General features: G+C 57.1%; 8 protein-coding genes. All 8 read left to right on the top strand.

Annotation, left to right across the window (positions count from 1 at the left end; all coding sequences use genetic code 11):
- Positions 1-56 precede the first annotated feature (56 nt).
- The 8 genes from pglX (at position 57) to JMJ97_RS05500 (ending at position 12,260) form a co-directional block, all read left to right on the top strand.
- Positions 57-2,543, top strand: a complete 2,487-nt coding sequence (pglX, locus tag JMJ97_RS05535) for a BREX-1 system adenine-specific DNA-methyltransferase PglX (protein WP_260699435.1) — start codon at positions 57-59, stop codon at positions 2,541-2,543.
- 9 nt (positions 2,544-2,552) lie between these two features.
- Positions 2,553-3,050 carry a hypothetical protein gene (locus JMJ97_RS05530; RefSeq protein WP_260699434.1) on the top strand — a complete coding sequence of 166 codons (498 nt, stop codon included), beginning with the start codon at positions 2,553-2,555 and terminating at the stop codon, positions 3,048-3,050.
- A gap of 652 nt (positions 3,051-3,702) precedes the next feature.
- Positions 3,703-4,671 carry a BREX-1 system adenine-specific DNA-methyltransferase PglX gene (locus JMJ97_RS05525; RefSeq protein WP_260699433.1) on the top strand — a complete coding sequence of 323 codons (969 nt, stop codon included), beginning with the start codon at positions 3,703-3,705 and terminating at the stop codon, positions 4,669-4,671.
- 23 nt (positions 4,672-4,694) lie between these two features.
- Positions 4,695-7,403 (top strand): BREX-1 system phosphatase PglZ type A, encoded by a 2,709-nt coding sequence (pglZ, locus tag JMJ97_RS05520; protein ID WP_260699432.1) that lies wholly within the window; start codon positions 4,695-4,697, stop codon positions 7,401-7,403.
- Between the two features lie 11 nt (positions 7,404-7,414).
- Positions 7,415-9,760, top strand: a complete 2,346-nt coding sequence (brxL, locus tag JMJ97_RS05515; protein ID WP_260699431.1) for a protease Lon-related BREX system protein BrxL — start codon at positions 7,415-7,417, stop codon at positions 9,758-9,760.
- A 77-nt stretch (positions 9,761-9,837) separates the two neighbouring features.
- Positions 9,838-11,202, top strand: a complete 1,365-nt coding sequence (locus tag JMJ97_RS05510) for a hypothetical protein (RefSeq protein ID WP_260699430.1) — start codon at positions 9,838-9,840, stop codon at positions 11,200-11,202.
- Between the two features lie 27 nt (positions 11,203-11,229).
- Entirely contained in the window at positions 11,230-11,427 is a 198-nt protein-coding gene (locus JMJ97_RS05505) for a hypothetical protein (protein ID WP_260699429.1), read from the top strand.
- Positions 11,428-11,582: 155 nt separating this feature from the next.
- Positions 11,583-12,260, top strand: coding sequence for a DUF3800 domain-containing protein (locus JMJ97_RS05500; protein WP_260699428.1), 678 nt, complete (start codon positions 11,583-11,585; stop codon positions 12,258-12,260).
- Position 12,261 lies beyond the last annotated feature (1 nt).

Here is a 12,261-nt window from a genome sequence, read left to right as displayed (position 1 = left end):
CACCGGTGCCAAAGCGCGCACCGGTGGCTTATGGCGTTTAGAAAGGCTCATCAACCATGAACGATTCTGCTCTTAAGAGCTTCTGCACCTGGGCCCGTACGGAGCTCATCAAAGGCGTGGAGGCGCAGATGGTGCGCTACGGCATCACCGAACCTGCACCCACGCCCGTTGGGTCCGAGACCGTCAACGGCCTGCCCCTAAGTCCTGCTGAGGTTGAGCAGCGCGATGAACTGCTGCGCATGCAGGCAGAGGTGGGTCACGAGGCACTGCGCGACCGTGCGGCCTACACCTGGTTCAACCGCATCGTGGCCATTCGCTTCATGGATGCATGCGGATGGCTTCCCAGCCGTATGCGCATGCTAAGTCGTGCGGACGGCAGCCATGGCAGCGAGGCCGTGGAGAACGCACTGGACGTGGAAATAACGATGGCCGATACCGATCGCATAGCCGAGCTCAAGATGGCGGGCTTGGATGAACCGTTGTGGCGCTACTTGTTTGTTGCTCAGTGCGAGGAGCTTGCCGATTGCCTGCCGGGCGTCTTTGAACGCGTGGGCGGAGCCATGGAGCTGCTGTTGCCCCAGGGCCTCATGATGGCTGACAGTGTGGTGGGCAAACTCAATGCCGTCCTCGCTGACGAGGACTGGCGCGAGGGCGTGACCGTTCTGGGCTGGATGTATCAGTACTACAATGCCGACGTTAAAGACGAGTTCTTCAAGTCCAAGCGCAAGGCAGCGGCGGCGGACATCGCGCCCGCTACGCAGCTCTTCACCCCCGAGTGGATCGTGCGCTATATGGTCGAGAACTCGCTCGGCCGTCTGTGGATGCTCAACAATCCGGGGAGTTCGCTACGCGAGCGCATGGAGTATTACATCGAGCCCGATGCTGAGCACGAGGACTTCATTCGCATTTCGAGTCCCGAGGAGATAACCCTCTGCGACCCCGCATGCGGCTCGGGCCATATCTTGGTCTATGCGTTTGAGCTGCTCTTCCATATGTACGAGGAGCGCGGCTATCGTGAGCGCGAGATTCCCGAGCTCATTCTTACTAAAAACCTTGCAGGTATGGAAATCGATTCCCGCGCGGCACAGATCGCGGAGCTGGCGCTTGCCATGTGCGCCCGCGAGCACGACCGTCGCTTCTTTAGGCGTGGCGTTCGCGCCGACGTTACCGTGCTCTCGAGCATCCCGCTAGGGGAGGACGAGCTGCCGGGTAACAAGAAGCTCGCCGAGGAGCTGAGTCATTTGGGCGAGATCGGTTCGCTGCTCAATCCCTCAGAGGACGAGATCGACGAGCTCAAGGCTGCCGCCGCGAGTTGTTCCGATGACCTTTTTGCCGCTACGGCCAAAACTAAGCTCGAAAGCGCTGCCGCCATCTGCGAGAAGCTGTCCCGTCGTTTTACCTGCACTGTGGCGAATCCTCCGTATATGGGCAGCAGCAGCTTTAATCCATTCATGAGCAAGTGGATCAAGAAGAACTACCCCGACGTGAAGAGCGACCTGTTCTCTTCGTTCATCGTGCGTATTATGGACTTTGCCGGCGAGCACGGCGAAGTTGGAATGATGACCCCGTTCGTTTGGATGTTTATCGGTAGCTACGAGAAGCTTCGAAATAGGCTTATCGATGACAAGACTCTAACCACGCTCATTCAGCTCGAGTATTCTGGCTTTGCAGGGGCAACTGTGCCTATCTGCACATTTACCTATCACAATTCGCATATCGATGACTATAAGGGCGGATACGTTCGTCTTGCCGATTTTACTGGTCCCGCGGTTCAGGCTCCCAAGGCGCTGGAGGCCATCCATAATCCTAACTGCGGCTGGTTCTACCGTCGCGACGCCGACACCTTCAAGAAGATCCCCGGCACTCCCATAGCCTACTGGGCCAGCGATGCCCTTCTGGATGCGTTTACGAATAAGGAAAAGCTTGGCTTGTTTGCCAAGCCGCAGGTCGGTTTGCAGACAAGTGATAACGATCGTTTTTTGCGCTATTGGTTTGAATGCTCTCTTGGGGACATGAGCGTCGCTTGTAACTCTGCCGAATCCAGCTTGAGCCTAGATGCAAAATGGTATCCGCACAATAAGGGTGGCTCCTTTAGGAAATGGTATGGCAACAGGGATCACGTTATTGAATATGCCAAGAATGGCCGCTCTCTTTCCGCGGCACCTGGCGCATCCAGGATAAAGGATTCAATTGCCTTCTTATCGTGCATCACGTATTCAAGAATTACGTCTGGGCAGATTGCATTTAGAATGCAGCCTTCCGGGTCTTTGTTTGACTCTGCGGCCGTGGCTATGTTTCCTCCTGTCTGCGATATGAAGTACTTGCTTGGGTTGCTTAACTCATCCGTTGTTGCAACGGCAACGTCCTTCCTTGTTCCCACGCTAAACGCCCAACCCGGTGATATTGCCAAGCTTCCCATCGCTATTGAGCCTGCTGAGCATGGGGCGGTTGATGGTTTGGTGGATTATTGTCTGGGCATTTCAAGGCTAGATTGCGACTCGTTTGAAACCTCTTGGGATTTCAAACGTCATCCGCTGTTGTAGGTGAGCGTTGTGGCTAAATCCTACAAACTTGTCGAAGAGACGAAACGAACTACAGCGGAGTGTGCTGAAAAGTGGAACGCCGATAAACGAGATGTTTCTGCCTGGTGTAGGGCTGATTTGATTTCTGGTGCGGTAAAAGAAACCTCTTTCCCATTCAGGTGGATCATCCCCTGCGGTGCGAAGCGTCCTATAGATGCATGCATCATTAGGGAGCTGCTGTGGCAGATTATCGAGCTTGAAAACGAGCGCATTTCCGAAATCGACGTTTCTGCTTGGGGTATTCCGACAGTTGATGTTGCTGGGTGCATAAAGTCGTTGAAAGATGCCGATTATTTGGCGCTTTCACAAGAAGGCGTTGGCTTGCAAATAACGAAAAAGGGCCTTGCTTTGATTGGCCGCGGTCAGCATGGCAAGCCTCTAGAAGAAACGCCTACGGCACTGAAGTGGACGGCCGATGCCGTGGGTATTATTGCCGGAAGCGCAATAGATCAAATTATCCAAAGATAAGTGCTTCCGCAAGGACGTTGTAGTTTCGAAAGGTAATAACCATGTCTGATTGTTGTATTTATGAACCTCAAAATTACGACCGACAGGAGGTTGATCGTTTTCTCCGTGGTGAGACTAGAGAAATATGCATTGAGCTGAAGTGCGTTGAGCAGGAAAAGTCAGGGGACTTTGCGATAACGGATGCGGTTTTGCAGCTCGATTTAATAATGTGCGGGGAGCCGCACATGTGCAACGTTTCCGCTCATGGTACCCCTTATTTTGATCCGTCTGGTTTAGCAACGCTTCCATTTTTGATTACCGAGAAGACAGTCGGTTCGCAAGATTACCATGCGATTTGTCGCTGTGGGAACGCTCGCGATCTATTGGGGGGATCTCGATTGCTCCTTGTAATTTCGGAAAGGAGCGAATCTCGAGAATGCGCATTTGAGTTTAGTCCAGCATCGGGAGTGTTTGGCAGATACGTGTGGCATGAAGTCGATTTGAAAGCTTCCATTGGATAGGAGAGCGATTTCATATCGCGCAATTAAGACGAATCAGCTGCTTTCGAGCAAGAGATACGCGGGTGTCGCGCGGCGCATAGGGCTGAGCTCCGAGCCTGATTCCTTTACGGTGACCGATTAATTGCAAGACCATGGAAACGGAAGGCAGCACAATGGCAACGCTTTTGGCCGATAAATATGAGGCTCGCAAGGCCGAGGTCAATGCTCGCTTCGAGCAGCTTCGCACTAACGAGGAAGAGCTCAACCGAATCTTTGCCAAGATCTACAACATGGAGGGTGAGGTGCCCATTGAGGTCGAGGATAAGTACGTTTCGGTGGCGCGCATTTTCAATACCGCCGACGAGATTCCCGAGAGCTACAAGGGCAACAAATACGTGCGCACCAAGCGAGACGAGATCACCTCGCTCATAAGCTATGCCGTGGGCTGCATGTTTGGCCGCTATTCGCTGGATGTGGACGGGCTGGTCCTGGCCGATCAGGGCACCACAGTCGATGACTATCTGGCCAAGATGCCCAACTCTGATCATGTGACCTTTATGCCCGATAGCGATAACGTGCTGCCCATTACCGATGACGAGTACTTTGACGACGACATCGTGCGCTACTTTATCGACTTTGTGCGCACCGTGTATGGCGAGGAGACGCTTGAGCAGAATCTGGCCTTTATTTCCGAGGCACTCGGCGGCAAGGGTACCTCGCGCGAGGTCATCCGCACCTACTTTTTGAAGGACTTCTTTAAGGACCACTGCCAGACCTATAAGAAGCGCCCCATCTACTGGCTGTTCGACAGCGGCAAGAAGAACGGCTTCAAGTGCCTTGTTTACATGCATCGCTACCAGCCTGACCTGTTGGCTCGCATCCGCACCGACTATGTGCATGAGCAGCAGGAGCGCTACCGTGCCCAGATCGGGTATGCCAACGATGCCCTTGTCAGTGCCGAGCGCGGCGAGCGCGTGCGCTTGGATAAGCGCATCAAAAAGCTCAACGACCAGCTCAAAGAGACCATTGCCTACGAGGAGAAACTGCACCACTTGGCAGACCAGATGATTAAGGTCGACCTGGACGACGGCGTCAAGGTCAACTACGCCAAGTTTCAGGATGTGCTGGCGAAGATTAAGTAACTGCAGATACGGTAAGGATATTCATGCCCAAGATCGATGTAGAAGAACAGCTCAAGCTGCGATTTTTGCAGCCGTTGTCCTCATGCGCGCCGCGCCGTGTGGTGGTTTGGCACGATGCGGACGGCGAGTTTGCTCCTGAGTTTGAGCGATTGGCTGCCGAGGGTTTCGACGGCGCAGGGGCCGATGCCGGCGTAATGCCTGCTCACGGTGACTTTGAGCGCCCGGTGCGCTTTGTTGAGGCCTGCGAGGGCCGTATGTTTGCCGTCAAGAAGCTCATCAACCGCGATGACCTTGCGAGCGATATCTTGCTGTATCGCCGTTGCCCGCGCGGCAGGCTTGAGGGTGATTGGCTTGCCGATGTTGAGCTGTATGCCGATCAGTTCCAGGCTGACTATCTTTCGCTTTTGGCCGATCAGCTGGGCATCGAGAATATCGACGCCGTGCGCGAGAGTCTGCGCGAGCACAAGACGTTCTTTGATGCCAAGACCCGCTGCGCTAAGTTTGCCGCGTGTGTTCCGCATGCCTCGGGCGCATCCGATATCGAACTCGGCATCCTTACGGTGATTTTTGGCGGTAAAGAGCTTGGTGACGCGCGCCCCGCATTTGTGCTGCGTGGCTGTATGACCATGCTGCTGCACGAGGGTCCCGAGGCGCTGGCCGAGTTGATGGACAAGTACTGCGTGCGCGATGTGCTCTCTGCCTTTATGCTTCGCTGCTATGGGTTTGAGGGACCGCTGTATGAGCGCGACTCATTGCTTATGCTTTCATCCCATGTGCTCCTTACAGCGGCGTCTACCGCGCTTCCCGAGGGAGCGCTCAAGGGACTCGAAAGCTATGTGGCTCCCGCCTACGGCCCCTATTGCCTTGAGGCGGTGCGTACGTGGGACCAGACCGCCGATACCCAGGCATCGAGCGAGGACCTATTTGAGATTTGCCGTTTGGTTGAGGACGCCCGCGGACTCTTTGCACGGTTCGAGACCTTGCCGATCGATGTGCTGACCTCGCTTGATGTGTTTCCGTGCGTCAATGAGGCCGTGCTCTCGCAGCTGTTTTGCTCGTTTGCCCAGGGCGCGGACCGTGTTGAGGATGCGCGCGCCTTTGCGGCGCGTCGCTGCGACCTAAGCTGGTACCGTCGTGTCGAGAGCTACTTTGACCTGCTTGCCGCTGTGGCCGATATGTGCGCGTTTAGGCAGGCGCACGCGGGCGGCTTCCATCTGGCGCAGCCCCAGCAGGTGTGGGATGCCTACACGACCGATTGGTATTCCATGGATACTGCCTATCGCCATATGTGCACCGCTTATCTGCGGGCGCGCTCCGTCGAGTGCGATGCGCTCGAGGAGCCTGCCCGCGCTGTGGCGGACTGGGCGGAGAATCTCTACAGTAACTGGTTCTTGGCCGATGCCAATGCCTGCTGGACATCCGCTGCGCAAGGGGAGTGGGCCGATTGCGGCTACATCGAGGGTCCCGAACGGCAGGATGAGTTCTACTGGCATGTGCTGCCCACCTTTGTGGGCTCTGCTAAAACGACGGTTGTTATCGTGAGCGACGCGCTGCGCTATGAGGTGGCCTGCGACGTCGCGGCGCTGCTCGAGCGCGAGCGCGGCGGCAACGTCAAGGTTTCTAGCATGCAGGCGGTCTTTCCCTCCATTACAGAGGTGGGCATGCCCGCGCTGCTGCCGCATCAGGCGCTTGGGCTTGCAGCGGATGGTTCGTTTGTGCTGGCTGACGGCAAGCCCACCGCAACGACTCCGCAACGCGAGGCCGTGCTTACCCATGTTGAGCCTACGGCCCGCGCTTTACGCTCGAGCGCATACCTCAACATGGCGGGAACCGAGCGTAAGGCGCTGCTCAAGGACTCAAGACTTGTTTACCTCTACCACAACAAGATCGATGCCACGGGCGAGAAGGCCGCTACGCAGGATGACGTCTTCGGTGCCTGTGCGGACACCGTGGAGGAACTTGCTGCGTTGGCGCGTCGCGTGTGCACCGACGCCCCGGGCGCGCGTGTTGTTATAACGGCGGACCACGGCTTTATCTACACGCGTCGGGAGCTCAGCGAGTGCCAGATGCTTGGCAAACCGGACCTTCCCGTCCTTGACGCTCCCGTCATGCACGGCAAGCGTCATCTGGTGGTGCCCAATGAGGCCGTGGCCAAACTATCGGACGAGGCACGCGGGGTGTTTGTTACTGTTGACATGGGACGTTTGGGTGCCGGCTTTGAGGGGTTTGCCCTGCGCGAGAACGTGCACTTTAGGCGTCCCGGCGGTACTAACAACTATGTCCACGGCGGCATGAGCTTGCAGGAGCTGTGCGTGCCCGTTGTCGGATTTTGGCGTGCGCGCTCGGGTTCCAAGGATTTTGTCGACACGCGCGTGGCGACGCTGCGCGTGCTAAGTGAGGGGCGCCGAGTGACCAACTCGCTTTTCTCGGTTAACTTGATTCAGGAGGAACCCGCCCAAGGCAAGGTCTTGCCGTGCGAGTACGAGCTGGTGTTTACCGACGCAAGCGGCAACGAGGTGAGCGATACGGTCAAGGCGCATGCCAACAAGACTTCTGCTAACTCGCAGGAGCGCGTAGTGCATGTCAAGTTTGCGCTGCATGCGGCGGATGGATTCTCGGCCAAGGGTCCGTACTATCTGGTCTGCCGCGAGCGCGAGACGGGCAAGATCGTTTGGCGCGAGACGTATACCATCGCTGTTTCGTTTGCCCCTGTTGCTGACTTTGGTTTTTAGGAGTGTGCCCTATGTTTGATAGCAATGACGACAATCTGTGGGAAGTTCCCTCGATTGATGTGAATGCGCCGGTGCGGGCTGCGGTGTCTGCAGAGGAGGCCGTGACTGCCACGTCCGCTCTGGAGCCGGTGGAGACTACTGCTCCTGTTGAGGTTGCGGTGCCCGTCGAGGACGAATCCTCGACTGATGGCTATGGTCAGGCCGCAGCCGAGGCTCCCGAGGATGAGGGCTACGACATGGACGGGCTGGACGGTAAGCTGCTCGAGCACTTTGGCGGCAAGATCGTACGCAAGGACCTGACGGCCTTTATGAAGCGCGGCGCCAACGTGCCCACCTTTGTGTTGGAGTATCTGCTGGGCATGTACTGCTCAACCGATGACGAGGAAGCCGTGGCAGAGGGCCTGGATCGCATCCGCAGGATCCTCACCGACAACTACGTGCGTCCCGACGAGTCCGAGCGCATTAAGTCCAAGATTCGTGAGCTGGGCCGCTTTACCATCATCGATAAGGTGACGGCCAAGCTCGACGAGTACAAAGACATCTACGTGGCATCGTTTGCCAATCTGACCATCGAGCCGTTTGTAATGCCGGCCGAGTACGTGCGCGACTATTCCAAGATTCTGCAGGGCGGCATTTGGTGCATTATGAGCATCGAGTATCGTCACCCCTTGGATGAGGAAGACGAGTTTGGCATGGAGGTCTTTGGCGACGATGCGCCGCGCCGCGCCAAGGCCAAGCGCAAAAAGCGCGGGCCCGAGGACTCTCCGTTTAGCGTGGCGTCGCTCACGCCCATCCAGATGCCCAACCTGGACCTGGACGCCATGATCGAGGAGCGTCAGTATTTCTCGCGCGACGAATGGCTCAACATGCTGCTGCGCTCTGCCGGCTATGAGCCCAGCGAGCTTTCGGAGAAGGAGCGCCTGCACTTTATCGAGCGCATGGTGCCGCTGATCGAGCGCAACTACAATCTGTGCGAGCTTGGTCCCCGCGGCACCGGCAAGAGCCATATCTACAAAGAGGTCTCGCCTTACGCCATCTTGCTTTCGGGCGGCCAGACCACCACGGCCAACCTGTTCGGCCGCATGAACTCCATGCGCGCCGATCGCGTGGGCTTGGTGGGCCATTGGGATTGCGTGACGTTCGACGAGGTCGCCGGCATGCGCTTTAAGGACACCAACGCCGTGCAGATCATGAAGGACTATATGGCGAGCGGCAGCTACGCGCGCGGCCGCGACCAGATTAACGCCGATGCCTCCATGGTCTTTGAGGGCAACATCAACGACACCGTGCAAAACGTTCTTAAGACCACGCACCTGTTTGACCCGTTCCCGCCGGAGTTCAACAACGATTCGGCCTTCTTCGACCGTATCCACTATTACCTGCCGGGCTGGGAGATTCCCAAGATGCGGTCGAGCCTGCTGACCGGGCATTATGGCCTGATCACCGACTGCCTGTCGGAGTTTTGCAAGGAGATGCGCCGCAAGGACTTTACGCACCATATCGACCGGTATTTCCGCTTTAACAGTGACTTTAACAAGCGTGACGAGATCGCCGTGCGCAAGACCTTTAGCGGCCTTGCCAAGCTGCTGTTCCCCGACGAGGCCATGGACAAGGACGACGTGCGCTGGCTGTTGGATTACGCCATCGAGGGCCGTCGCCGCGTAAAGGAGCAGCTCAAGATTATGGCGGGCGTCGAGTTTATCGACGTTAACCTGGGCTATATGGACGCCGACAACCCGCAGGATGTGCATGTGGTGCGCGTGCCCGAGCAGAGCGAGGACACGCTGATTCCCGACGGGCCGCTGCTGTCCGGCCACGTGTTTGGCGTGGGCAGGTCGCAGGGCGGCGAGGTTGCCGTGTACAAGCTGGAGAATAAGGCCGTTGCCGGCGAGTGCAAGTTTAAGCACGAGGGCGTGGCCTTTAACAAACCGGTGCGCGATACGCTGGAAGCCGCGTTCGACAACTTTGTGAACCTGGCGAACCGCGTGGCGCCGGGCATGCACATTGGCTCCAAGGATTATCTGCTGTTCTACAACGACCTGCAGAGCAAGGGTCTGTCCGAGGAAGTTTCGCTCGCCGAGTTTGTAGGCCTTTGCTCTGCGGCGTGTAACCGCCCGGTGATGCCCGCGCTGGCGATTCCGGGTATCTTGCGCATGTCGGGTTCTATGGACGAGATCTGCGGGCTCGAGGACATTATGCGCGTGGCCAAAAACGCCGGCGCCAAGCGCGTGATTTTGCCGCTGAGTGCCATCGCGGGCCTGCAGAGTGTTTCGTCCGAGATTATCTCGGGCCTGAGCCCGGTGTTCTACATGGATGGCGACCCGGTCGACGCCGCGAAGAAGGCACTAGATTTGTAGGAGTGCGGGCGTGCGGGGCGTCCGGTGTTCGGGCACCCCGCGGGCATGTTGGTGCGTAGTGCGTGAGGAGGCCTGCCGTGGCAGACGAGCGTTCTGTTGGTGAGCTGCTCGACGAGCTGTTTGGCTTTGAGTCGGTGGCCAAGCGTCAGACGGCGCTTGAGCAGTACGATCGCGGGGAGTTGGTGCGCAAGGCGCGCTCCCGCGAGCTGCTGGGCGTGCTTAGGGGCGTCGAGGCTGCTGAGCACACTGCGCGCGACTCTGCCGTGCGGGCTGTTGACGGGTATGTTCGCCGTGTTGAGGGCGCTGCGCTTGCACGCGCTCGCAAGCAGGCGGGCATTGTTGGTCCGCTGCGGATGGAGCGTCGCTATGCTGCCTTTTTGCGCATGGAGGACAAGGCCGAGCTGCTGGCCCGTTTGGAGCAGACGCTTGCGTTTATCGAGGTAAGGCTACGTGCGAATACGGCGGACAAGGTGCGCGCGGCGTACGATGCTGCGGGGGCTATGGTGCTGCAGGACGTGGCGCGCCTGAGTGACGTGCGCGTTGTGGATGCCGCGCCCCTGGATGCCGACCTGCTGTGCACGCAGCTGGAGCAGTTGCGTTGTGCCGCCGACGCGACGGACCTTGCGGGTATGATCACGGCGACGTTCGAGTCCGAGCTGAGCGCGACGGGGCCGCAGCACGCTGACGGGCTTGTGAACGACGTGGCCGGTGATGCTGCTGGCGACGTGGCGCTGGAGCGTGAACTTACCAACGTGCGCGGTGCTGCGCAGCGGGCACGCTTGGCGGCGCAGGCGTATCGGGCCGAGCGCGCCGCCCGCGTTGCGGGGAGCACGGTGGAGCCGGTATCGTTGCCTGAGTCTGCGTGCGTTGCGTGCGAGACGGCGTGCGATGCCGAGGAGCTTTCCGAGTTGCTCGCTCAGGTTAAGAAGTCGTTTGAGACCTACCGTCGAGTTGTTGCCGACGGCGGGTTATTCTGCGCGTTTGGCTCTGGCTCGCCGCATGGGGTTTGTAGGGGCTCGAGCTATTTCGACTATGATTCTCGACTTGACGAAGACGTGTTGGTGGGCGAGTACGATGGCGCTACCAGACACGATGTTCGACGTGAGGTTCCGATTCCCGAGCTTGTTGATGAGGCTTTGGCCGAGGGCGGCGACTCGCTCGAGGTTGCCGTGGCGCGCATGCGCGAGTTTAACGGGCGCCGCTACGATGGCGTGCTGGACGAGGACCCCGCGCGCCATGTAAATGCGTTTTGGTATGGACTCAAAAAGCTCAGCCAGTATTGCGAGGCCGCCGTGCGTGTGGACGAGCGTGCTTGGGATTGCTTTATCGATAAGGTTCAGTTCGCCTACGATGAGCCCGTGGGGCGTTTGGCTGCGCAGATGGACGACAAGCAGGTTGCGGCTTTTGTTGCTGCTGTGGATGTGCTTGGCGCTGGTGAGTAGGGTCCTGGTCTGGTAGGAGGTTTCACCATGAAGATCGAAGTTGATGTAGACCGGCTACGCGAGAACCTGCTCGATCGCGCTGGGAGCGCGGCGGGCGTGGGCTTTCCCGCTGCCATGCTCGACGTAGTGGATATCGAGGACGAGTCGCCCCAAGAGCTCCTGGCCCGAGCCGAGCGCGAAGGCCTCGACCTCCGCGACTTTGCCGTTGACGATGACACTGAATGATGGCTGCCTTGGCTATTGACGAACATATGTTTGTATTTTATACTCATGCTTGAACATACGTCTAACTTCATGGTATAAATTAGGTGGTCATCTCTTAAGAGAGGGCTTCCAAGTGCCGGGGACGTTTTCCCCGGCTTTTTTATTAAGGATTGCCCATGCGAGAGCTGAGTATCTTTATTGATGAATCTGGAAGCGATGATCTTCGTGAAAGATACTATCTGGTGGCCTTTGTTTTTCATGAACAAGATATTCCCATCGCTGAGGGAATAAAGAAATATGAAAGGGCGGTAGCCGAAAGTGGATTGCCGCTTCTTCCGTTCCATGCTTCTCCTCTCATGAATGGAAAAGATCAGTTCAAGGACTTGGACATCAGTGAGAGAAAAAGGCTGTTTTCACTATTTCGAGTTATGTTTCGACATTTGCCCATCTCGTACAAGGTGTTTGTGTTCAAGACGCATCGGTACCGAACTCTTAAACAGATTGCCGATGCGATGCGGCGTGAAATCATCGATTTCATATTCGACAATCTGAGTTGGTTTCAGCAGTATGATGCTGTAAAGATTTACTACGACGGAGGACAGGGTTCGGTTTCGAGTGCGCTTCACAAGGCAATCGATTACGCTTTGGCTAAAAATGCAGTTATCTATAAGCCGACAACTTCATCTGATTACTATTTGGCTCAGGCTGCGGACTATATCTGTACCATTGAGTTCACGAGTCTGAAATATCAGGCAAATAAGCAGACTAATACTGACCAGAAGTTTTTTGGTGGTAGTACTGCGTTTAAAAAAGGCTTGCTAAAAGAAATTAGAAAGAAGGCCGTCCCAAATTAGC

The sequence above is a fragment of the Collinsella aerofaciens genome (assembly GCF_025289055.1).
Taxonomy (GTDB): domain Bacteria; phylum Actinomycetota; class Coriobacteriia; order Coriobacteriales; family Coriobacteriaceae; genus Collinsella.
This window is presented reverse-complemented; position numbering and strand designations above follow the sequence as displayed.